We start from the raw sequence: 20,515 nt of genomic DNA on the forward strand, positions 1-20,515 counted from the left end.
CGAAGAAGGCGTTGCGCGGGTCCTGCGACGACCTGAATGACTCGGGCGTCCCGAACCACCGTGAGGACTGTGTATGACTGCTCAATCCGTACCATCGCGTTACGCGCGACTGTCGATCCTGATGCACTGGCTGATGCTGGCGCTGTTCGTCGGTGTCTACGCTTGCATTGAACTCAAGGGCCTGATGCCACGGGGCAGTGCGGCCCGGGGGCTGTTTCTCGGGCTGCACAGCCTGTTCGGGATCAGCATCTTCGCCCTGGTGTGGATTCGCCTGGTGGCCCGCCTGCAACCGCGACCGCCGATCTTGCCGGCGCCCTCAGCCTGGCAGACCGGGCTGTCGCACCTGATGCACCTGGTCCTTTATGCGCTGATGATTGCCACGCCGCTGCTGGCCTGGCTGATGCTCTCGGCGGCGGGCAAGCCCGTGCCTTACTTCGAGTTCTTCCTGCCGGCCGCGCCAGTGACGGTGGACCCTGATCAGGCGCGATTCTTCAAGCACTGGCACGAGCAACTGGGTAGCGCCGGCTACTGGCTGATCGGCCTGCATGCCGTGGCCGGGCTGTTCCACCACTACTGGGTCGGCGACAACACCCTCAAGCGCATGCTGCCGGGTGCCCGGCGCTGACATACGGCGTGGCCGGCAGACGCCGGCTGGCCAGCGAACCGCCGCGCCGCGGTCTGTCGATTCTCCACGGCGGCCTCAGGATCGCTTTCGCCGGCAAGCCGGCTCCTACGGGGGGACGGGCCGTGGGGGCTGTCGATGGCTTCAGGTCCTGGCCTTCCACAGGCCGAACTTGCCCGCCAGATCCAGCTTGGGATCACGTACCCGGGTCAGGTTGATCGCGGCGCCGGACCAGCCGCCCTCCATCTCTTCACTCAGGTGGTATTTCAACAGGTTGTACTGGATCGCCGTCCCCCCCAGTTGCTGGTAGCCGATGCGTGAGGTCACCGCCTCCAGCAAGCTGGAAATCAGGTACTGCAGCGGCGTTTCGTAGGCCTTGATGGCGATGCCGTAGTCGAAGCTCTCAGCGTTGCTTTCGCGGAAGCAGGCAAAGAATTCCTGCTTGCTCATGCTGCTGGACATGGCCGTGTTGTAGCTCTGGCGACAGGCTTCGAGGTCGGCAGCGCCGGGCCGGGGCAGGGCCAGGTGGTTGTTGAGGTTCTTCAGGGTCACACAGCCCTGGGTGGCGATGACCTCGGGCATCAGGGTCACGTCCAGTTCACCGGCACGGTCGGGGAGGTTGTGCCAGGTGTTCAGGCTGTTGCGCAGTTGCTCCAGGCTGGCGCCGGGATAGCCTCGATAGCCGTACACATACGCCGGCGGCAGCACCAGGCCCATGACCGAATTCATCTGCGAGACCGTCAGGTTCTGATAGTCGCGGTCATAGATGCGCGCGCTGTACTCGTCGAGGGAATGGCGCAGCACCGAGGGCTTGAGGTTGCGCACCGACTTGCCGTTCTCCAGGGCCTCGAACAGGCTCTTTTCGTTGAGCTGGGACTTGACCTCCACGGTGGCGATCACCCCTTCGATCAGGTACACGTCGGCCGAGCCGAAGGTGCGCAGCGTGGGGAAATCGTTGCGGTAGATGATCAGGTCGATCTGCTTGGAGATGCCGCCTTGGGCGTCGATGATCTGTCCGGCACCGATGCTGATGTTGCTCGGTAGAAAACGCTTGAGGACGTCACGGATGAAGCTCTCCCGGGCGTCGCCAAGGACCCCGGAGTGGCTGGCAATGGTGCTGCTGACGCTGAAACTGCTTTCCAGGACCCGGGCGATGGATTTCGCCCATTTGCTGATGATTGCCACACGGTCTTCCTTGAATGTCAGGGGATGAGCAAGTCGAAATGGCTGGTGGCCAGGGGTTCGCCGTTGACCAGCAACTGCACGCCATGGCGTCCGGGATAGTGACGGCGGGTGGTCAGTTCGCGGATCTGCTGGCTGCGGCCCAGGTCCACCCGGGCCAGGCCTTGCAGGGTGAAGGTCTTGAGCTTGAACACCTTGCGCGCCGTGGCGCCTGAAGCCTTGACGTAGTCGATGGCGTAATCCACCACCAGGCGCTGGTGGCGGGGGCTGGTGGAGACCAGGGTCAGGGACAGGTTGAGGCTGTCCCCCAGGCGCAATTGCCCGGGAGCCACCTGGAAGCGGCTGACCTCGACCTCGGGCCGGGCCCCGGCCCCGATGATCGCCAGGGCTCGGCGGTCGCCCTGCTTGATCAGGCTGCGCAAGGCGTGACGGGCGATCCAGGCACTGTGGGGTTGCTCCAGGGGCCAGCCTTCAAGGCGTTCCAGGACCCACTGCGGGTGCTCCTTGGTGATGTCGTTGAGGTGATTGGCCACGGATTTGCGCACGTACAGGCTGGGGTCGTTGCGCAGGCGTTCGAGGATCGGCGCCGCCAGCTGCGGGTCGGCTTGCAGCTGTTCCAGGCGAAACGACCAGGGCAGGCGCGGGCGGCTGCCCTCGCTGGCCAGGCGACGCACGTGTTCATCGCTGTCGGTGGCCCACTCCTGCAGGACGGCCAGCGTGCGCTGGCAGTCCTGGCGCAGAAAGTGGCGCACGGCGAACTCGGATGAACCAAACCCGGTGAAGTACTTCAGGGCTTGCATGGAGCGCTCGAAATCGTCCAGGCCGAAACTGGCCACGTAATGGGGCAGGAAGATGCACACGAAGCGGCTGTTCAGGCGCGGCGCCAGTTGGCGCAACAGCTCGAGGCTGGTGGCGTAGTCCAGGTCCAGCACCTGATGCAGGCTGTCGCTGACCCGGGCCAGGCGCTGCATCAGCGACAACTGGGGCAGATCTTGGCTGGCCAGCTGCAAGAAGGCCTGGCGCTGGAAGTCTGGATACACCGCGTGCATCTGTTCGGCGATGTGTTCCAGGCGTTCCTGGTTGAAGATCTCCTTGAGGGCGGGAGCGTTCTGCTGGCTTGAGCTCATGGGGTGTATCCGTTCAGTGGCGAGGCGGCGTCCACTTTACACAACCGCTCCTGACAGAATCTGTCGGTAGTCGCTGGCCACCACCACAACCTGCCGTCCCCAGTCGCTGGTTGGCCAGCCAAGCAGTCCCTGGGGGCGAGGCAAGGTTCAGTGGCCTGTTCGCCAGCAAGCTGGCTCCCACGCGGTGTGGTCTGAAGCGCCGTCAGCGCATCGGCGGCAGCGGGCTCTCGATCTGCTCGTCCTGCTCGTCGGCGGCGAACAGTCGGGCCAGTTCGGCCCGGGCTTCCTGGGCGCTCTGCAGCACTTTGGCAGCGTCGTCGTAGACCGCGTGCTGGGCCGCCAGCAGTTGTTCGTCGTGCTGGGTGAAGCGCTGGATTCGCGAGTCGGCCTGGGCCTGGCTGAGCCCCAGGCCCACCAGGGTGCGGCGGCTCATTTCCAGGCTGGAGTAGTAGGTTTCCCGCACGGCCTGGGCCTCCAGGTCCATCAGCCGGTGCACGTGCTGGCGGTTGCGCGCCCGGGCGATGATCTTCAGGTGCGGGTAGAGTTTGCGCACTTGTTCGGCGGTCTTGATGTTGGTTTCCGGATCGTCGGTGGCGATGACGAAGTACTCCGCTGTACCGACCTTGGCCGCGCTGAGGATTTCCGGGCGCATGGGGTCGCCGTAGAACACCGGCATGCCGCCAAAACTGCGGATCAGTTCGATGGTGTCCACCGAGGTGTCCAGGGCGACGAAGGGGATTTTCTGCGCCCGCAGGATACGCGCCACGATCTGCCCCATGCGGCCCATGCCGGCGATCACCACCCGCGGGCTGTCGGCATCGATCTGACGGTACTCGGCGGGCATTTCCAGGGGTTTGGCCTTGGGTTTGAGCCAGCGCGAGCAGGCCAGCAACAGCAACGGGGTCAGGGCCATGGACAGGGTAATGGTGAGCACCAGCAGGTCATGCAGGCGGGCCTCGAACAGGCCCTGGTCGCGACCGATCTTGAACACCACGAAGGCGAATTCACCGCCGGCCGCCAGCACCACGCCAAGGCGCACCGCGCTCTCGCGATTGAGCTCGCCGGCCAGCCGCCCGACCACAAACAGCAGCGGCAGCTTGAGGCCGATCAACAGCAGGGTCAGGCCCAGCACCGCGACGGGCGCGCTGAGCAGCAGGCTGATATTGGCGCCCATGCCGACGCTGATGAAGAACAGCCCCAGCAGCAGGCCCTTGAAGGGTTCGATCTGCGCTTCCAGCTCATGGCGGTATTCCGAGTCCGCCAGCAGCAGGCCGGCAAGGAAGGCGCCCAGGGCCATGGACACGCCCACCAGATCCATCAGCCAGGCGGTGCCGATCACCACCAGCAGGGCGGTGGCGGTGGACACTTCCGGCAAGCGGGTGCGGGCCACGATGCGAAACACCGGGCGCAGCAGGTAACGCCCGCCCACCACCACCACGGCGATGCTGCCCAGCACTTGCAGGCCGTGACGCAGATCCTCGGCGCTGCTGGTGTGGTGATCGTTGCCCGCCAGCACCGGGACCATGGCGATCAGCGGAATGGCGGCGATGTCCTGGAACAGCAGGATGGCGAAGGCCATGCGCCCGTGGGGGCTGTTCAACTCCTTGCGTTCGGCCAGGCTTTGCAGGCCCAGGGCGGTGGATGACAGGGCCAGGCCCAGGCCCAGCACGATGGCGCTGTTCAGCGATTGGCCGAACAGAAACAGGGCCACCACGCCGATCACCGTGCCGGTCAACAATACCTGGGCCAGGCCAGCGCCGAACACCGCCTTGCGCATCACCCACAAGCGCTTGGGCGACAGCTCCAGGCCGATGATGAACAGCAACAGCACCACCCCCAGCTCGGAGATGTGACTGACGCTTTGCGGATTGCCCACCAGCCCCAGCACCGAGGGGCCGATCAGCACCCCGGCCAGCAGGTAGCCGAGCACGGCCCCCAGTTGCAGGCGCTTGGCCAGGGGCACGATGAGCACGGCGGCGCAGAGGAACACGACGGCGGCTTGTAGCAGGTTGCCTTCATGGGGCATCGGGGGGACTCCAGGGAGAACGGGGCGCAGTGGATGATAAAGGCTCGCCGGTGACAAACAGCGGATGGCTGTTGCCAGTCTGCGCCCGGATAAAAACGGCGTGGATGTTCTGAGACTGGCGGTGCGCCCTGCAAGGCACGTCGGAGTAGGGGGCAAGCTGGAGGGGGGAGAAGCTGGAGGGGCGCGCCGGTCAGTGCGGCCACTGCTCCAGCAGGATCGCCACGAACTTTTCCGCCGCCGGCGACAGCGATGCGCCGCGTCGATACACCAGGCCCAGGGTGCGATTGACCACGGGGTCGGTCAGCGGAACGCTGACCAGGGTCGGGTGATCGGCGGCCGGCATGGCCAGGCTCGGCATCGCCGACACCCCGAGGCCGGCCTCCACCATGCCCAGCGACGTGGACAGGTGCTGCACCTCGTAGAACCACTGGGGCCGCCAGCTCAAGCCGGACAGGGCGTGGTCCAGCAGCATGCGGTTGCCGCTCAGGCGGCCGACGCCGATCAAGCGATAGTCGCTCAGTTCCGACCAGGTCACCGAGCTGCGCTCGGCCAGTTCGTGGTCGCGCCGGCAGGCCAGGACAAAGGGCTCGTTGACCAGTGGCACGAACTCGATGTCCGGGTGCTGGCCGCTCATCATGTTGATGCCGAAGTCCGCTTCGCCGCGCAGCACCGCTTCAAGGCCCTCGTTGGCACTGAGGTCGAGCAGACGGATGCGGATTTTCGGGTAGCGCTGGTTGTACAGGCGGATCACCGACGGCAGGAAGTAGAAGGCCGCCGTGGGGATGCAGGCCAGGGTCACCTGACCGATCTGCCGTTCTGCCAGCTCACGGATGTTGAGGATCGAGTCGTCGAAGTCGTCCAGCAGGCGTCGGGCCTTGGGCAGAAAATCGCGACCGACGCTGGTCAGGCTGACCTTGCGCGTGGTGCGGTCGAGGAGGGCGGTGCCCAGTCCCTCTTCGAGCTTTTTCATGCGTCGGCTCAGGGCCGGTTGGGATAGGTGCAAGGCGTCGGCCGCTTCGTGAAAACTCCCCAGTTCGGCGATTTTCACGAAAGATCTGATGTCCTGAAGCTCATATTCCATGGGGGCTACTCAAGGCGGGAGTCGGGTGGGGCGCTGGCGGACACGATATTTAACTCATGCGCGAAACGCAATAATCTCTCTGATCTTTGCATTGGAAACACATTTTAATCCCTGACACTCTTGTGCCCAGAACATCAATTACCTCGATTGATCAACAAGAGTCAGTGTTCATGCAACGAATTCCTTGTGTGTTGATGCGCGGCGGCACCTCCAAAGGGCCGTTTTTTCTGGCCTGGGATCTGCCGGTGGCCGTGTCCGAGCGTGATGAGCTGTTGCTCAACCTGATGGGCTCCGGCCATGAGCTGGAAATCGACGGCATCGGCGGTGGCAGCCCGCAAACCAGCAAGGTGGCGATCGTCAGTCCTTCGCTGCACCCGGACGCCGATGTCGACTACCTGTTCGTCCAGGTCATGGTGTCCCAGCGGCGGGTCGATACCGCACCCAACTGCGGCAACATGCTGTGCGCTGTCGGGCCTTTCGCCATCGAGCAGGGGCTGGTCAAGGCCACGGGGGCACAGACCCAGGTGCGGATTCGCAACCTCAACACCGGCACCCTGGTCCATGCCCAGGTCCAGACCCCCGATGGCAAGGTCAGCTACGAAGGCGACACCACCATTGACGGCGTGCCGGGCAGCGCGGCGCCGGTGGCCCTGACCTTTCTCGATGCCGCCGGGAGCAAGACCGGCCAGTTGTTCCCCACCGGCCAGCCCCAGGACCTGATCGACGGCATTGCCGTGACCTGCATCGACATGGCCATGCCCATGGTGCTGGTGCAGGCGGCCTGCCTGGGCAAGCGCGGCGATGAAAGCCCCGCCGAACTGGACGCCGATGCGGACTTTCTCCAGCGCCTGGAGAGCCTGCGGGTGAAGGCCGGCCTGGCCATGGGCCTGGGGGATGTCAGCGACAAGGTGATTCCCAAGCCGGTGCTGGTGTCCCCGGCCCGGGCGGGGGGCACCCTGGCGGTGCGCTATTTCATGCCTCACAACTGCCATCGGGCCCTGGCCATCACCGGCTCCATCGGCCTGGCTACCGCCTGTGTCACCGCCGGCAGCGTGGTGGCCGAGATGCTCGGCGGGATCAGTGAACCGCGTCTGCATCAGGTTCGAATCGAACACCCCAGCGGGGCGATAGATGTCGTATTGTCCTACAGCGGAACCAGCCCCGAGACCATCCGCGCCTCGGTGGTCCGCACCGCTCGCCGATTGTTTTCCGGGTATGTCTACGCGCCTGCTGCACAACGTCTAGCCGGTTAGTCGACGCGCTGTCGATCCTGGTTGCATCAGAACAATTCTAAAAATGGGTGATGCCATGAAAGTTGTTAAATCGCTCTACTTCCAGATCCTCTGCGCGGTGTGCCTCGGGGTACTGGTGGGGCACTTCTGGGCCCAGCAAGCCATTGCCTTGAAGCCGCTGGGCGACGCCTTCATCAAGCTGATCAAAATGATGATCGCTCCCGTGGTGTTCTGCACCATCGTCACCGGCATCGCCGGCATGAGCGACAAGCGTTCCCTGGGTCGGCTGCTGAGCAAGACCATGCTGCTGTTCCTGGGCCTGACGCTGATCAGCCTGTGCATCGGCCTGGCGGCGGTCTACCTGTTCCAGCCCGGCGCGGGGATGAACATCGACCCCACCCGGCTGAACACCCAGGGCCTGTCCCAGTACACCGAGTCGGCGGCCAAGCTGGGGGTGGTGGAATTCTTCATGCACATCATCCCCGAGACCTTCATCGGCGCCTTCAACAAGGGCGAGGTGCTGCCGGTGCTGTTTATCGCGGTGCTGTGCGGGTTTGCCCTGTCGTCCCTGGGCGAGCGCGGCAAGCCGGTGCTGGAGGTGCTGGAGTCGGCCTCGCAGATGGTGTTCAAGATTTTTTCCTACCTGATGCGTTTTGCCCCCGTCGGCGCCTTCGGGGCCCTGGCCTTTACCGTGGGCCAGTACGGCATCACCTCCCTGGGCGCCCTGGCCAAACTGATCATGACCCTGTATGTCGCCTGCGGCTTCTTTGTCTGCGTGGTCCTGGGGGGCATTTGCCGGGCCAACGGCTTCAGCCTGTGGAAGCTGCTGCGCTACCTGCGCGAGGAGTTCCTGGTGGTGCTTGGCACCTCGTCCACGGAGCCGGTGATGCCGCGCATGCTGGAAAAACTCCAGGCCCTGGGCTGCCGCAAGAGCGTGGTGGGGCTGGTGCTGCCTACCGGCTATTCGTTCAATCTCGACGGTACGGCGATCTACCTGTCCCTGGCGGCGATCTTCATTGCCCAGGCGTGCAACATCGAGCTGAGCGCCGGCCAGATCGTCACCATGCTGGCGATCATGCTGCTGTCATCCAAGGGCGCCGCCGGAGTGACCGGCAGCGGTTTCGTGGCCCTGGCCTCGACCCTGACGGTGATTCATGACATCCCCCTGGCCGGCCTGGCGTTGCTGATCGGCATCGATCGCTTCATGTCCGAGGCTCGGGCCTTGACCAGCCTGGCCAGCAACGCCGTGGCAACCGTGGTGATCGCCATTTCGGAGCAGGCCTGCGACCGCCAGGTGCTGTTGCGCACGCTCGATGGCCAGCCTCTTGCGGCCCAGGCCGCTGCTGCCGACGACACCCCGGCGAGCGCGCTGGCGAACAAGCTCGGCTAGACCTCCCAGGCCGCACCGCTTCACCCCAAGTACCGACTCAACACCTGTGCCGGGCGCCCTTGATCGGGGCGTCCGGTGCTCGGGTGGCCGTGCGCCCGCGCGTCGGCCACGCTCATCATAAAAACAAGAGAATCGACTTATGCTCGCTTTACTCGGCCTCGCCATGGTGGTGGTCTTCACCTTCCTGATCATGACCAAGCGCCTGTCGCCCATCGTGGCGTTGACGCTGGTGCCCATCGTCTTCGCGGTGCTCGGCGGGTTTGCCGGCACCACCGGCAAGATGATGCTCGACGGCCTGAAAATGGTCGCGCCGTCGGCGGCGCTGTTGCTGTTCGCCATTCTGTTCTTCGGCTTGATGATCGATTCGGGGCTGTTCGACCCGCTGATCCGCAAGATTCTCAAGCGGGTCAATGGCGATCCGACCAAGATCGCCATCGGCACCGCGCTGCTGTCGCTGGTGGTGGCCCTGGACGGTGACGGCACCACCACCTACATGATCACCTGCGCGGCCATGCTGCCGCTGTACAAGCGCATTGGCATGAACCCGATGATCCTCGCCACCATCTCCATGCTGTCGTTGAGCATCATGAGCGGCATGACCCCCTGGGGCGGGCCGGCAACGCGGGCCATCGCCGCCCTGGGCCTGGATGCCGGCGAGTACTTCGTGCCGCTGTTGCCGACCATGATCGGTGGCGCCGCCTGGGTGGTGTTCACCGCCTACCTGCTGGGCCGGGCCGAGCGCAAGCGCATCGGCAACACCCAGCTGCAAAGCGGCGGTGGCGACTGCTACATCCAGGCGATTCTTGAAGACACGCCGCACAAGCGGCCCAAGCTGGCCTACGTCAACCTGCTGCTGGTGGTGGCGGTGATGACCGCGCTGGTGCTGGGCCTGATGCACTCGGCGGTGCTGTTCCTGATCGGTTTTGTCCTGGCCTTGATGATCAACTACCCGCAGTTGGATATTCAGAAGGAGCGCATTCTTGCCCATTCAGGCAACGCCATGACTGTGGTGCTGCTGGTATTCGCCGCTGGGATCTTCGCCGGCATTTTCTCCGGCACCAAGATGGTCGATGCCCTGGCTCAGACCCTGGTGGACTGGATTCCGCCCTCCTGGGGTCACCTGTTCCCGCTGGTGGTGGCGCTGACCAGCATGCCGTTGACCTTCGTGCTGTCCAACGACGCCTACTACTTCGGCGTGGTGCCGATCCTGGCCAACGCGGCGGCGGCCTATGGCATTTCTCCCCTGGAAATCGCCCGGGCCTCGATCCTCGGCCAGCCGGTGCACCTGATGAGTCCGCTGGTGGCCTCGACCTTGCTGCTGGTGGGCATGGTGGATCGCGACATCGGCGACTTCCAGAAAGCCACGGTGAAGTGGGCCGTGCTGACCTCCCTGGTCATTACCGCCCTGGCCTTGCTGACCGGGGCCCTGACCCTGTTCGTCTGATTGCCTCGAAACCCTCTTTTGTAGCCGGGCGCGCCTGCTGGCGGGGCGCTTGGCGAGCTGCGCCTTGAATAACAACAACGAGAAGTACGACATGAGCCATTTGCTGATTCGCGCAACGGTATTTTCCTGCTTGAGCCTGCCACCCGTGGCCGGGCTCCAGGCCGCTGACTTCATCGACGACAGCAGCCTCAAGCTGCAACTGCGCAACGTCTATTTCAACGAGAACTTCCGCGACGAACACGGCCTCAGCGCCAAGGCCGCGCGCGCGGCCAAGAGCGAGCGCACCGAATGGGCTCAAGGCTTCCTGCTGGACTATCAGTCCGGATTCACCCCGGGCACCCTGGGGTTCGGGGTCGATGCCCTGGGGCTGCTGGGGGTCCGGCTCGATTCCGGCAAGGGCCGCAGTGGCACGGGGCTGCTGCCGGTGCACGACGACGGTCGCGCCGCGAGCGAATTTGCCAGTGCCGGCGCCACGGCCAAGGTGCGGCTGGCCAAGACCACCCTCAAGTACGGCACCTTGCTGCCCAAGACCCCGGTGCTGGTCTACAACGATGCCCGTCTGTTGCCGCAGACCTATCAGGGCACCCAGCTCACCAGCACCGATATCGACGGCCTGAGCTTGACCGGCGGTTATCTGCAGCGCTTCAAACTGCGGGATTCCACCGACAGCGTAGGGTTGGTGCCCGACGGCTACAGCGGCGGCCAGTCCGGGGACTTCCGCTACGGCGGGGGCGAATACAAATGGAGCAAGACCCTGCGCCTGAGCTATTTCCATGGCGAGCTCGAGAACTTCTATCGGCAGGACTTTGTCGGCCTGCAACATGACCTGGCGCTGGGGCAGGGGACCTTGACCAGCGATCTGCGCTACTTCCGCAGCGCCGATTCAGGCGCGGCCTTTGACGGCAAGATCGCCAACCGCATGTTCAGCGGCCAGTTGACCTACGCGATTGCCGGGCATTCCCTTGGCGGCGGCTATCAGCGCCTGAGTGGCGATGCCGGCTTGCCGTATATCAGCGGCGCCACGGTCTACTCCTTCAGTAACGCCGGCATCGGCAAGTTCATCGAAGAGGGCGAGAAGACCTGGATGCTCAGCTATGGCTACAACTTCGCCAGCCTGGGTGTCCCCGGCCTGACCTTCAGCTCGCGCTACCTGAGCGGCAACGACGGCAAGTCCGGGACCCGGGGCGATGAGTGGGAGCGAGACGCCGAACTGGCGTATGTACTCCAGCAAGGCTCGCTCAAGGGGCTGGGGGTGAAGCTGCGCAATTACGTGTATCGCTCCGACTACTCCCGTGGACGCGACAGCAACCGCCTCTACATCACTTACGACATCGCCCTCTGGTAGCGCATCTACAACGGCGTGAAGCGCCCATCCCACTGCGGGTCCAGGCGCTGGATGCGTGCGGCCAGCGGCGGGTGGGTGGCGAACAGGCGTTCCAGGCGCAGTTTCACCCCCTGGTGGAAATACAGGTGGCTGTACTGGGCGGCGGCGAAGGCTCGCAGGCGTGAGCCGGCGCTGCTGCCGCCGATCTTTTTCAGGGCCCCGGCAATGCCCTGGGGGTTGCGGGTGAACTGCACCGCCGAGGCATCGGCGAGAAACTCGCGCTGACGGCAGATGGCGGCCTTGATCAGGTTGCCCAGCAGGCTGCCCAGGGAGCCGAAGATGAGCAGGGCCAGGCCCAGCACGGCAAACACGATCTGCCAGAAGAAACGGTTGCGGTCGCTGCCCAGGTGCTGCTTTTCAGCCTGGCGCAGCACCGCGATGCCCGCCAGGCTGAACACCAGCAGACCGTGGATCACCGCCAGCAGCCGGGTGTTGAGGCGCATGTCACCGTTGTAAATGTGGCTGAACTCATGGGCGACCAAGCCCTGCAATTCGTCGCGGTCCAGATGGACGAGGGCACCGCGAGTGATTCCGAGCACCGCCTGCTCCGGGGTCAGCCCGGCGGCGAAGGCATTGATCGCGTCTTCCGGCAGTACATACACCGCCGGCAGGGTGGCGCCGGAGGCCAGGGCCATTTCCTCGACGATGTTCAGCAGGCGCTGTTCTTCGCTGCCCCGCGGCGAGTCGTTGATCAGGCGTCCGCCCAGGTGCTCGGCGATCACCTTGCCGCCGGCCCGCAGGCGCCAGGTCTTGTACCAACTGCCCAGCACCACCACCAGCAGCATGAGCAGTGCTATGACCGCGACCACGGCCCAGTTCAGCACCTTGGGCTGGCCGTACTCCTGGCTCAGCTCGCGCCATAACAGGCCCAGCCCCAGGCTGCTGAGGCTGACCAGGGTGGTCACCGCCAGGGTCATCAACAGCAGCAGTTTGAGGGTGTGGCGCCGGGCACGGGCCTGGTGTTGAAAGAACTTCATGCAAGTTTCCGGGGGCAGGCGGCGGGGTTATTGGAACGACACTTTGCTGGCGTCCTGGATCTGCGCGCTGTCGGCGAATTGCAGCAGCGCGGCATCGGCGCGATGGCCGAACAGCCCGGCGAAAAACAGCGCCGGCACTTGCTGCTTGCACAGGTTGTAGTCGGTCACGGCGTCGTTGAAGGCCTGGCGCGCGTAGGCGACCTTGTTCTCGGTGCTGGTCAGTTCTTCGCTGAGCTGCGCCATGTTCTGCGAGGCCTTGAGTTCCGGGTAGGCCTCCAGGCTCAGGTGCAGGCGGTCGAGGACCTGGTCCAGGGCACCCTGGTCCTGGCCCAGGCGGGCAATGCGCGCGCTGTCGCCGGGTTGCGCGGCGGCCGCTTGCAGGCTGTCCCGGGCGCTGTTGCGCGCCTCGGCCAGGGCGGTCAGGGTCTGGCGCTCGTGCTGCAGGTAGCCCTTGACGGTTTCCAGCAGGTTGGGGATCAGGTCGTAGCGGCGCTTGAGCTGCACTTCGATCTGGGCGAAGGCATTGCGCAGGCGATTGCGCCGGGTCGTCAGACGGTTGTAGAGACTGACCAGGTACAGCGCCAGAACGGCGAGCAGCACCAGGGCGACGATATCGGCGGTGGCCATGGGATGTCCTTATCGGGGTGAGGCGTGGGGGCGGCCATGGTAACGGAAACGTCCCGGGCCGTGACAGCGCTTTGCTCAAGTAGCCAATCAGGGATTGCCCCGGGCCGGCAATTCTGCGAAAAAGCGCGCGGCGCTCCGGCTTCAAGGTCGAGGGGGCGCCTTTCATTCGATGAACCAGGGACAGGCAATGGACAAGATCATGCTCAGGTTGACGGTGGTCGACGATTACCCACCGGTTGCCAGCGAAGGGGTCTGGGCTGAGCAGCAGCCGGACGGCCTGTACCGGATCGCCAATCTTCCTTTCTATTCCCAGGACGTCTGTTATGACGACGAGGTGGCCGTCCAGGTCGAGGCCGATGGCCTGAAATGGTTCAGGCAGGTGGGACGCAGCAGTGGCAACAGCACCCTGCGCGTGGTGTTCTTCAAGGCCGGCCGGGAGCGGATCCCGGAGGTGCTGGAGCGGATCAACGCCCTGGGTTGTCGCTGGGAGGGCATGAGCCAGGCCTTCTTCGCGGTCAACGTACCGGCCTCGGTGCCGTTGGACAGCGTGCTGGAGTACCTGCAGGCGTGCGTTGACCAGGATTGGTTGGATTATGAAAGCGGGCTGTTGCGCCAGTGACCGCGCCAGGGAGCAAGGACCGATGAACTTGAAATTTCATGCCAACACCTACAGTGCCTATACCGAGGACGACGTGCAGATCCTGGGTTTTGCCGACGATGGGCAGCAGCCCGAGCACTACCTGCTGTTGCAGCGTGCCGAATGCTTCGACGAGCAGGATCGGCAACTGGGCATGGACACCTATTACGTCGAGCTGGGCGGGCAGGGCGTGGCCGGCTATGGCGGCATCGAGCAGCTGCAATTGGCCCCGGGGCGCTTGACCCTGCAGTTCTCCAGCACCCTGGACTGGTGCCGGGGCCTGCCCGGCCTGGACATCAGCTGGGACGCCGGGCTGGCCAGTGTCGAGGAAGTCCGGGCGGCGCTCGGCGAAATGCTGCTCGGTACCGACACGCGCATTCAGCTTCAGTCCGGGCCGGGGGCGCCGCAGTGATTGCCAAGGCGCGGCAATTCTGCGAAAAAGCGCGCCGCGGTCCCGTGTCGGGGCAATGTTTGAACGGGAGTGAAGCATGAGTGACCAATTACAGGTGATCGATATCCAGCTGGGCGACGGCAAGGCGGTGGTCAAGGGCGCTTTGATCACCACCCAGTACCGGGGCTTTCTGGAGGACGGCAGCAGCTTCGATTCCTCCTACGATCGCGGCAAGCCGTTCCAGTGCGTGATCGGCACCGGGCGGGTGATCAAAGGGTGGGACCAGGGCCTGATGGGCATGCAGGTGGGCGGCAAGCGCAAACTGCTGGTGCCGGCGCACCTGGGCTACGGCGAGCGCAGCATGGGCGCGATCCCGCCCAACTCGAACCTGATCTTCGAGATCGAGTTGCTCGAAGTGCTGACCCGTGACGACTGAGGGGCCGGCGCACACCTCAGCCGCACCCTCGACACCCGCCAACAAGGCGTGCCCGGTGCTGCTGCGCTACACCACCGAGCTTGAGGTCTTGGCCTTTCGCCATCCGCTGGCCGGCCTGCAACTGGTCAAGGGCACGGTGGAGACGGGAGAGTCGACGGCCGCTGCGGCGGTCCGCGAGCTGGCGGAAGAAGCGGGCGTCAAGGCCGAGGAAAGCCGTTTTCTCGGCCTCTGGCACTCGGGGTTTGCCGGCCAGGTGTGGGCTTTCCATGAGTGCCGGGTGCCGGCGCCGCTGCCCGAGAGCTGGACTCACTTCACCGCGGATGACGGCGGCCATCACTTCGAGTTCTTCTGGCATGCCCTGGCCAGCCCGCCGTCGGCCCAATGGCACCCGCTGTTCCAGGCGGCCCTGGTGTTTTTGCGCGAGCGCCTGCTCGGCGCGGGCGCCGACGCCTAGGCCGGGTTGGCGGGTATCACTGCCCCAGGCGGTACTGGTTGTTGCCGCTGCGCTTGGCTTCGTACATTGCCAGGTCGGCGATGTGCAGCAACTGGTCCATGCGCCCGGCATGGTCGGGAAACACCGCCACCCCCAGGCTGCTGCCGATGCTGTGGCGCTGGCTGTCCACCTCCACCGGGGGCGATAGCTGGCTGAAGATCTTTTCGCCGATGCGCCGGGCTTCTTCCGTCAGGTCGAGCCCCGGGGACAGCCCCTCCAGAATCACCACGAATTCGTCGCCGCCGATCCGCGCCACGGTATCGCTGCTGCGCAGGATGCCTTGCAGGCGTTGGGCCGTGGCGCTCAGGACCCGGTCGCCGGCAGCGTGGCCGTACTGGTCGTTGATCGCCTTGAAACCGTTGAGGTCGACGAACACCAGGGCCACCCGGGTCTGATTGTGACGCGCCTGCTCCAGGGCCCGGGACAGGCGCTGTTCCAGCATCAGGCGATTGGGCAGGCCGGTCAGCGGATCGAAGTGGGCCAGTTGCTGCAACTGGCTGGTGGAGACTTTTTCATCGGTAATGTCCCGCACCACCCCCATCATCTTGATGGTGGTGTCGTGCACGTTCTTCACCACGTTGCCGGTTTCCCGCAGCCAGTGGATGCTGCCGTCGGGCCACACCACGCGGTACTCCTCATCGTGGTTCTCGCCGGTTTCCAGGCAGCGCAACTCGCCGGCGCGGACCCGTTCGCGATCGTCCGGATGCACGCAGGAGCAGAACAGTTCGTAGGAGGGCACCACTTCGCCGACCTTGAAGCCGAACATGCCGTAGATGGCTTCCGACCAGTACAGGCGCTGGGTGTCCACTTCCCAGTCCCAGGTGCCGATGCGTGCGAAGTACTGGCTGCGCTTGAAGCGCTCGGCATCGTCGGGCACGCCTTCGGCGAGTGTGCGATAGACGCGCAACTGGGCCTGGGCGCGGCGTTCGCGGCGCAACAGCCACAACGCCAGCAGGGCCAGCAACAGGGACAGACACAGCAGGGGCCAGACAGCAATCATCGGATTCTGGACAGCATGGAAGAGGGTGGTCCTGAGGGGTGGATAGCACTTGGCTATGTTAATTCATGGCGTGCTTCCCACAGGAGATTTTTATCGGCTGGCGAGCGGTTTTTCCACAATGTCGCCACGGGCTACGAATGCCCGGGGCACAGTCACGCGTCACCGGTGGGCGCCGGCATTGCTCAGTTCCAGCACGGCGTAGCCCAGGCCCAGCAGAGCCACCAGTAGCAGCGCCAGGCTGGAAATGCCGGTCACCAGGCGTTTGTACTTCAGCGAGAAACCCTGACGCGCCACCAGGATGTAAGCCCCCAGCACGGCAAAATCCACCAGCACCCAGACCAGCGTCAGCAGCAGCGCACTGTGCTGCAAGGAGCGGGTGACCTGGATGAACTGGGGGAAGAAGGAGGCAAAGAACACGATGTCCTTGGGGTTGCCGATTCCCACCAGGAAACCGCTGGCCAGGCCCTGGCGGCCCTGGTCGGTGCGTGGCGCCGCTTCCGCGGGTGCCGGGCCAAACACCTCCCGCAGTCCTTGCACGCCCAGCCAGCCGATGAAGCAACAGCCCAGCAGACTGACCCAGCCGATCAGGCGCGGGTCCAGCGCCAGGCCGGTGGTCAGCATCAGCACCGCCAGCAGCGCCAGCAGCAGTGAGGCGGCGTTGGTGCCCAGGGCGGTCAACACGGCCTGGCGCGGCCCGGCGTTCATGCTGGTGTTGACGATCAGGGCCACCACGGGCCCCGGGGTGGCCACCAGCATCAGTACGCTGAGTGCATAGGCCAATAATAACGACAGGTTCAGGTCCACGAATAACGCCTTTCAAGTCATGTGCAAGGCCTCAGCTTGGCGGCTTTGAGCTGCATTGAAAAACGCAAAAAGCTATGACCTACTATGAGTTTTAATCATTATTGGTACCTGTCGATGGTCGAATCCCTGCCGCCGCTCTACGCGTTGCGGGCCTTTGAAGTGGCCGCCCGTTCCAGCTCCTTTACCCGGGCCGCCGAGGAACTGTCCCTGACCCAAAGCGCCATCAGCCGGCATATCCGTACCCTGGAAAGTCAGTTCGGCTGTCGCCTGTTCGAGCGCCACGGCCCCAGGCTGGTGCTTACCGAAGCCGGACAGCGCCTGGCCCGGGAGCTCAAGGTGGGCTTTCGGATCATCGAGGATGCCTGCCTGCCGCTGCGGGCCAACACCGGCCAGTTGCGTCTCAAGGCGCCTTCGACCCTGACCATGCGCTGGCTGCTGCGGGTTCTGGAGGCTCTCAAGGGGCAACAGCCGGCACTGGCGGTGCAACTGGCCAGTGTCTGGATGGACTTCGACCATGTGGATTTTTACGCCGAGCCCTACGACTGCGCGATTCTCCTGGGCAACGGACACTTTGGCGCCGGGATCGAGGCCTGCAAGCTGTTCGATGAGTGGCTGATTCCCATCGGCCCACCCGAGCCCGCGGACGGACCGCCCTGGACCCTGGAACGGCTCAAGGACGCCGAGCTGATCCATCCTTCGGCGGACCGTCGCGACTGGCGCCGCTGGCTGCAGGCACAAGCACCGCAGGACCGGGCGTTGCTGGAGCAGGTGCGGCTGGAGCGGGGCAATGTCTTCGACACCTTGGACCAGGCGATCTGCGCTGCCATGGCCGGGCACGGCCTGTCGATCGGCGACCTGCATCTGGTGGCGCAGGACATTCGCCTGGGGCGGATCAGCCTGCCGTTCCCCAACGCGGTGGCCTCAGGGGACGGCTATTACCTGGTGTGGCTGCGCGACAGTCCCCGCCAGGAGCACATCGCCCGGTTGCGGGCGTTTCTATTGAGCCAGGTGCTGGATATCAGCGACCTCGAACTGGACTACCGGGTGCCGGGGGCGGTCACCGGCCGTCCTGAACTCAGTTGAGGAGGATGTAGTCGTTGCGCTGTACGATGCCCCGGTGCGGGCCGGGCACCAGGTGCACATAACGGCCCTCCAGCAGGTCGATCGGCAGGCAGTCGTCCACGTCCAGCAAGGCATCGGTGTGGGATTTGTGCCAGTGGGCCAGCATCTGCCGTTTGCCTTTGGCCTTGGCTTCGGCCTTGTCCCGGGCCACCACCAGCAGGTAGCTGTGGGCCTCGCCAAAGGCCGCCGCTTCGTAACCGCCCAGGTTCAGGAAGTACAGGCGTGGTGCACCCGGCTGCGGTGCCAGGGGGCTGAGTTCGACCTTGTAGTCCTCGACCCCGTCGACCTGCATCCAGGCATCGATGTGCAAGCCCGCCTGGCTGCCGAACCAGCCTTCGCGCAGTTGCGGGTAGGCGGCTTCGAGACGCTCGGCGACCACGAACTGGACATCGTGGACTTCAATTTTCGCTCTGGGGTGTTTTCCCCCCAGCATCACCACAAACAGCATTGTTGTTCCTTTTCCAGGATCGGTTTTGGCAGTGGGGCACCTTTTACCTCAAGCACGCGGAGACTGCCAAGGCGCTTGCCGGTTATCCGGCGGCATCGGTGAACAGCGGCAGGCGGCCGTTGACCGAAGGCAGGTAATTCCAGTCTAGCGTCAGGGTGCTCAGCCCCGGCGAGCGCAGCAGCTGCTGCAGCAAACTCTGGACGATATTCAGCGCCAGGCCCTGGCCGGGACAGCGGTGCGTGCCGCTGCCAAAGCTGAACCCCTGGTATGCCGGATCGCAGCCGGTGACCGCGGCCAGGGCCGGGTCGTGGTTGGCCGCCGCCAACAGCACCAGCACCGTCTCGCCGGCTTGCAGGTCCACGCCCAGCAGGGTGCAAGCCGTGGCGACGAACCGTCGGGTGTTCTGCACCGGCGGGTCCAGGCGCTGGCGTTGGAGCAGCCAGGCACTGAGCCGGTCCGGGTCATGGGACAGGCGCTGGCACAGTGACGGCTCCGCCAGCAGGGCGATCAGGCTGTTGCCGATCAGCCCGGCGCAGGCGTCGTGGGTTTGTGCCAGCAGGCCCAGCAGGTTGGCCTGCAGATCTTCTGGGGCAAGGCCCTGGCTGCGCTCGAGGATCGCCCTCAGGAACGGGCTGTGTTGCGGCGCATCGAGCAATGCCTGCATCTGTTGGATCAAGTGCTGCGCCGCTGAGTCGGCGGCCTGCAACTGTTCTGCGTTGCTCAAGGGGGAGAGGCAGGCTACGAATTCGCCGGTGCGTCGGGCAAGGTCTTCGCGCCGCTCGGCGGCTATTCCCAGCAGTCCTGCCAGCAGTGCCACCGGCAGGCGCCATTGCCAGCGTTGCAGATCGTTGGCGCCTTGGGGGGCGCTCAGGGCAGGGCGCCACTGTTCCAGCCAGGGCTGCAGGTCGATGGTGCCCAGCTGCTGCAGCGGCGCCGCCATGGCTGCACGGGGACAGCCGTGGCGCAGGCCATCGTTCATCCGCATCAGGCGTGCAAACACGTCCCCGGCAGGCCGCCCGGCGATGGCCCGGGGCACCGGCTCCTGGGGCGGTCGGACACGGCAGGCGGGGTGGTTCAGCACCGCCGCCACTGCGGCGGCGCTGCTGGCGACCCATAGGCCCAGCGCTGAATCGTAGGTCAGGCCTCCCCGGGCACGCAGGCGGGCGTAATAGAAATCGTAGGGGGCAAAGTGGGTGGCAGCGCTGATCGGGTCCATGATTTGTCTCTTTGTTGGGCAGATATCCAGGTTGCTACTATCCTCATCTTTTCGAAGACACGATTCGTCATGGAGCGAAATATGAATGTAGTGCAGAACGACCTGGGGGTATCCAACGTGGCGGCGGCCATCGCCGAGCCGGCCCGTACCCGGATGCTTTGTGCGCTGATGGATGGCCACGCCCGTACCAGCACCGAGCTGGCGGCGATTGCCGAGGTCAGCACTTCCACCGCCAGCGCCCACTTGGCCAAGCTCAGGGACGCCGGCCTGCTGCGGGTGCAGGTACAGGGGCGGCACCGTTACTACGGCCTCGGCGATCCGCTGGTGGCCCAGGCCCTGGAGGCCCTGATGGTGATCGGCCAGGGCAGCACCTTCACCCCGCGTACCCCGGACCGCCTGCAATTTGCCCGCACTTGCTACGACCACCTGGCGGGCACCCTGGGAGTGCAATTGCACGACCGGATGCTGGAAGCCGGCTGGTTGCTGATGGGGGAGGAGGGCGAGGACTACCGGGTCAGTGACAGTGGTGTCGAGTTCTTCCGCGGCCTGGGCATCGACGTTGCCGAACTGAGCAGGCTGCGCCGAAACCTGGCCTGTCCGTGCCTGGACTGGAGCATGCGCAGCCCGCACCTGGCGGGCGCCTTGGGGGCTGCGCTGCTGCGGGTGCTGTTGCAGCGCAAATGGCTGAGGCAGGATGTGGACAGCCGAGCCCTGACCCTGACCGGCACCGGCGGGCGCTACATCAGCAAGTACTTCGGTATCGCCTTGATTCAGCCATCCAAGCCGCTGTCGGCGTCGGCCAGTCTGGAGCTGCAAAGCCTGGGGGCCTGAACCCCGGCGGCTGGGCGGTAAGGGGCTCTGGTGCGGTGCCCGAGT

21 protein-coding genes are annotated in these 20,515 nt (G+C 65.0%); 11 read left to right on the forward strand and 10 right to left on the reverse strand.

Annotated features, from left to right (window positions below; all coding sequences use genetic code 11):
• Positions 1 to 73: 73 nt before the first annotated feature.
• Positions 74 to 625, forward strand: coding sequence for a cytochrome b (locus tag Q8O96_RS04500; protein ID WP_102864374.1), 552 nt, complete (start codon positions 74 to 76; stop codon positions 623 to 625).
• Between the two features lie 141 nt (positions 626 to 766).
• Here Q8O96_RS04500 and Q8O96_RS04505 read toward each other — a convergent pair whose 3' ends face one another.
• The 4 genes from Q8O96_RS04505 to Q8O96_RS04520 all read right to left on the reverse strand — a co-directional run bounded on the left by Q8O96_RS04505 (position 767) and on the right by Q8O96_RS04520 (position 6,038).
• Entirely contained in the window at positions 767 to 1,807 is a 1,041-nt protein-coding gene (locus Q8O96_RS04505; protein ID WP_102864375.1) for a DUF6602 domain-containing protein, read from the reverse strand.
• Positions 1,808 to 1,824: 17 nt separating this feature from the next.
• On the reverse strand, positions 1,825 to 2,931 hold the full coding sequence (locus Q8O96_RS04510; protein ID WP_102864376.1) for a DNA alkylation repair protein: 1,107 nt from the start codon (positions 2,929 to 2,931) through the stop codon (positions 1,825 to 1,827).
• Positions 2,932 to 3,133: 202 nt separating this feature from the next.
• Positions 3,134 to 4,957 carry a monovalent cation:proton antiporter-2 (CPA2) family protein gene (locus Q8O96_RS04515; RefSeq protein ID WP_305948442.1) on the reverse strand — a complete coding sequence of 608 codons (1,824 nt, stop codon included), beginning with the start codon at positions 4,955 to 4,957 and terminating at the stop codon, positions 3,134 to 3,136.
• A 190-nt stretch (positions 4,958 to 5,147) separates the two neighbouring features.
• Positions 5,148 to 6,038, reverse strand: coding sequence for a LysR family transcriptional regulator (locus Q8O96_RS04520; RefSeq protein ID WP_102864378.1), 891 nt, complete (start codon positions 6,036 to 6,038; stop codon positions 5,148 to 5,150).
• A 170-nt stretch (positions 6,039 to 6,208) separates the two neighbouring features.
• Between Q8O96_RS04520 and Q8O96_RS04525 the strand changes: the two genes are divergently transcribed.
• The 4 genes from Q8O96_RS04525 to Q8O96_RS04540 all read left to right on the forward strand — a co-directional run bounded on the left by Q8O96_RS04525 (position 6,209) and on the right by Q8O96_RS04540 (position 11,449).
• Positions 6,209 to 7,291 carry a 4-oxalomesaconate tautomerase gene (locus Q8O96_RS04525; protein ID WP_115582227.1) on the forward strand — a complete coding sequence of 361 codons (1,083 nt, stop codon included), beginning with the start codon at positions 6,209 to 6,211 and terminating at the stop codon, positions 7,289 to 7,291.
• 43 nt (positions 7,292 to 7,334) lie between these two features.
• Positions 7,335 to 8,660 (forward strand): C4-dicarboxylate transporter DctA, encoded by a 1,326-nt coding sequence (gene dctA, locus Q8O96_RS04530; protein WP_115582228.1) that lies wholly within the window; start codon positions 7,335 to 7,337, stop codon positions 8,658 to 8,660.
• 139 nt (positions 8,661 to 8,799) lie between these two features.
• Positions 8,800 to 10,104 carry a CitMHS family transporter gene (locus tag Q8O96_RS04535; RefSeq protein WP_102864381.1) on the forward strand — a complete coding sequence of 435 codons (1,305 nt, stop codon included), beginning with the start codon at positions 8,800 to 8,802 and terminating at the stop codon, positions 10,102 to 10,104.
• Between the two features lie 91 nt (positions 10,105 to 10,195).
• Positions 10,196 to 11,449, forward strand: a complete 1,254-nt coding sequence (locus tag Q8O96_RS04540) for an OprD family porin (protein WP_305948512.1) — start codon at positions 10,196 to 10,198, stop codon at positions 11,447 to 11,449.
• A gap of 5 nt (positions 11,450 to 11,454) precedes the next feature.
• Here the strand turns inward: Q8O96_RS04540 and Q8O96_RS04545 are convergent, their stop codons facing one another.
• Both Q8O96_RS04545 and Q8O96_RS04550 read right to left on the reverse strand, forming a co-directional pair.
• Complete coding sequence (locus tag Q8O96_RS04545) at positions 11,455 to 12,465, reverse strand: M48 family metallopeptidase (protein WP_207815240.1); 1,011 nt, start codon at positions 12,463 to 12,465, stop codon at positions 11,455 to 11,457.
• A gap of 27 nt (positions 12,466 to 12,492) precedes the next feature.
• Positions 12,493 to 13,092 (reverse strand): LemA family protein, encoded by a 600-nt coding sequence (locus Q8O96_RS04550; RefSeq protein ID WP_060838821.1) that lies wholly within the window; start codon positions 13,090 to 13,092, stop codon positions 12,493 to 12,495.
• A gap of 187 nt (positions 13,093 to 13,279) precedes the next feature.
• Here Q8O96_RS04550 and Q8O96_RS04555 point away from each other — a divergent pair, with 187 nt between their 5' ends.
• The 4 genes from Q8O96_RS04555 (at position 13,280) to Q8O96_RS04570 (ending at position 15,010) form a co-directional block, all read left to right on the forward strand.
• A complete protein-coding gene (locus tag Q8O96_RS04555) occupies positions 13,280 to 13,711 on the forward strand; it encodes a DUF4265 domain-containing protein (protein WP_060838822.1) in 432 nt (143 codons plus the stop codon).
• A gap of 22 nt (positions 13,712 to 13,733) precedes the next feature.
• Positions 13,734 to 14,141: an Imm10 family immunity protein gene (locus Q8O96_RS04560; RefSeq protein WP_102864383.1), complete on the forward strand. Its 408-nt coding sequence runs from the start codon at positions 13,734 to 13,736 to the stop codon at positions 14,139 to 14,141.
• 76 nt (positions 14,142 to 14,217) lie between these two features.
• Positions 14,218 to 14,556, forward strand: a complete 339-nt coding sequence (locus tag Q8O96_RS04565; protein ID WP_060843293.1) for an FKBP-type peptidyl-prolyl cis-trans isomerase — start codon at positions 14,218 to 14,220, stop codon at positions 14,554 to 14,556.
• Entirely contained in the window at positions 14,546 to 15,010 is a 465-nt protein-coding gene (locus Q8O96_RS04570) for an NUDIX domain-containing protein (RefSeq protein ID WP_305948443.1), read from the forward strand. The genes Q8O96_RS04565 and Q8O96_RS04570 overlap by 11 nt, the downstream gene beginning before the upstream one ends.
• Before the next feature lie 16 nt (positions 15,011 to 15,026).
• On the opposite strand, the gene Q8O96_RS04575 is transcribed toward Q8O96_RS04570, so the two are convergent.
• Entirely contained in the window at positions 15,027 to 16,049 is a 1,023-nt protein-coding gene (locus tag Q8O96_RS04575; protein WP_102864385.1) for a sensor domain-containing diguanylate cyclase, read from the reverse strand.
• Between the two features lie 159 nt (positions 16,050 to 16,208).
• On the reverse strand, positions 16,209 to 16,847 hold the full coding sequence (locus Q8O96_RS04580; RefSeq protein WP_305948513.1) for a LysE family translocator: 639 nt from the start codon (positions 16,845 to 16,847) through the stop codon (positions 16,209 to 16,211).
• A gap of 120 nt (positions 16,848 to 16,967) precedes the next feature.
• Here Q8O96_RS04580 and Q8O96_RS04585 point away from each other — a divergent pair, with 120 nt between their 5' ends.
• Complete coding sequence (locus tag Q8O96_RS04585; protein ID WP_305948514.1) at positions 16,968 to 17,936, forward strand: LysR substrate-binding domain-containing protein; 969 nt, start codon at positions 16,968 to 16,970, stop codon at positions 17,934 to 17,936.
• Here Q8O96_RS04585 and Q8O96_RS04590 read toward each other — a convergent pair.
• The gene (locus Q8O96_RS04590) at positions 17,929 to 18,423 is read right to left on the reverse strand and encodes a DUF1543 domain-containing protein (protein ID WP_102864388.1); all 495 of its coding nucleotides are present in this window, start codon (positions 18,421 to 18,423) and stop codon (positions 17,929 to 17,931) included. The genes Q8O96_RS04585 and Q8O96_RS04590 overlap by 8 nt on opposite strands.
• 82 nt (positions 18,424 to 18,505) lie before the next feature.
• Positions 18,506 to 19,639: a cytochrome P450 gene (locus Q8O96_RS04595; protein WP_102864389.1), complete on the reverse strand. Its 1,134-nt coding sequence runs from the start codon at positions 19,637 to 19,639 to the stop codon at positions 18,506 to 18,508.
• An 81-nt stretch (positions 19,640 to 19,720) separates the two neighbouring features.
• Between Q8O96_RS04595 and Q8O96_RS04600 the strand changes: the two genes are divergently transcribed.
• Entirely contained in the window at positions 19,721 to 20,470 is a 750-nt protein-coding gene (locus tag Q8O96_RS04600; RefSeq protein WP_102864390.1) for a helix-turn-helix transcriptional regulator, read from the forward strand.
• Positions 20,471 to 20,515 lie beyond the last annotated feature (45 nt).

The organism is Pseudomonas sp. LPH60, assembly GCF_030718165.1.
In the GTDB taxonomy this organism is placed as follows: domain Bacteria; phylum Pseudomonadota; class Gammaproteobacteria; order Pseudomonadales; family Pseudomonadaceae; genus Aquipseudomonas; species Aquipseudomonas danubii.

Excerpts from the sequence above, each read along its gene's own strand:
- Q8O96_RS04500 (WP_102864374.1), top strand. The coding sequence starts at position 74 with ATGACTGCTCAATCCGTACCATCGCGTTACGCGCGACTGTCGATCCTG.
- Q8O96_RS04510 (WP_102864376.1), bottom strand. The coding sequence starts at position 2,931 with ATGAGCTCAAGCCAGCAGAACGCTCCCGCCCTCAAGGAGATCTTCAAC.
- Q8O96_RS04515 (WP_305948442.1), bottom strand. The coding sequence starts at position 4,957 with ATGCCCCATGAAGGCAACCTGCTACAAGCCGCCGTCGTGTTCCTCTGC.
- Q8O96_RS04520 (WP_102864378.1), bottom strand. The coding sequence starts at position 6,038 with ATGGAATATGAGCTTCAGGACATCAGATCTTTCGTGAAAATCGCCGAA.
- Q8O96_RS04525 (WP_115582227.1), top strand. The coding sequence starts at position 6,209 with ATGCAACGAATTCCTTGTGTGTTGATGCGCGGCGGCACCTCCAAAGGG.
- dctA (WP_115582228.1), top strand. The coding sequence starts at position 7,335 with ATGGGTGATGCCATGAAAGTTGTTAAATCGCTCTACTTCCAGATCCTC.
- Q8O96_RS04535 (WP_102864381.1), top strand. The coding sequence starts at position 8,800 with ATGCTCGCTTTACTCGGCCTCGCCATGGTGGTGGTCTTCACCTTCCTG.
- Q8O96_RS04540 (WP_305948512.1), top strand. The coding sequence starts at position 10,196 with ATGAGCCATTTGCTGATTCGCGCAACGGTATTTTCCTGCTTGAGCCTG.
- Q8O96_RS04545 (WP_207815240.1), bottom strand. The coding sequence starts at position 12,465 with ATGAAGTTCTTTCAACACCAGGCCCGTGCCCGGCGCCACACCCTCAAA.
- Q8O96_RS04550 (WP_060838821.1), bottom strand. The coding sequence starts at position 13,092 with ATGGCCACCGCCGATATCGTCGCCCTGGTGCTGCTCGCCGTTCTGGCG.
- Q8O96_RS04555 (WP_060838822.1), top strand. The coding sequence starts at position 13,280 with ATGGACAAGATCATGCTCAGGTTGACGGTGGTCGACGATTACCCACCG.
- Q8O96_RS04560 (WP_102864383.1), top strand. The coding sequence starts at position 13,734 with ATGAACTTGAAATTTCATGCCAACACCTACAGTGCCTATACCGAGGAC.
- Q8O96_RS04565 (WP_060843293.1), top strand. The coding sequence starts at position 14,218 with ATGAGTGACCAATTACAGGTGATCGATATCCAGCTGGGCGACGGCAAG.
- Q8O96_RS04575 (WP_102864385.1), bottom strand. The coding sequence starts at position 16,049 with ATGATTGCTGTCTGGCCCCTGCTGTGTCTGTCCCTGTTGCTGGCCCTG.
- Q8O96_RS04585 (WP_305948514.1), top strand. The coding sequence starts at position 16,968 with ATGGTCGAATCCCTGCCGCCGCTCTACGCGTTGCGGGCCTTTGAAGTG.
- Q8O96_RS04590 (WP_102864388.1), bottom strand. The coding sequence starts at position 18,423 with ATGCTGTTTGTGGTGATGCTGGGGGGAAAACACCCCAGAGCGAAAATT.
- Q8O96_RS04595 (WP_102864389.1), bottom strand. The coding sequence starts at position 19,639 with ATGGACCCGATCAGCGCTGCCACCCACTTTGCCCCCTACGATTTCTAT.
- Q8O96_RS04600 (WP_102864390.1), top strand. The coding sequence starts at position 19,721 with ATGAATGTAGTGCAGAACGACCTGGGGGTATCCAACGTGGCGGCGGCC.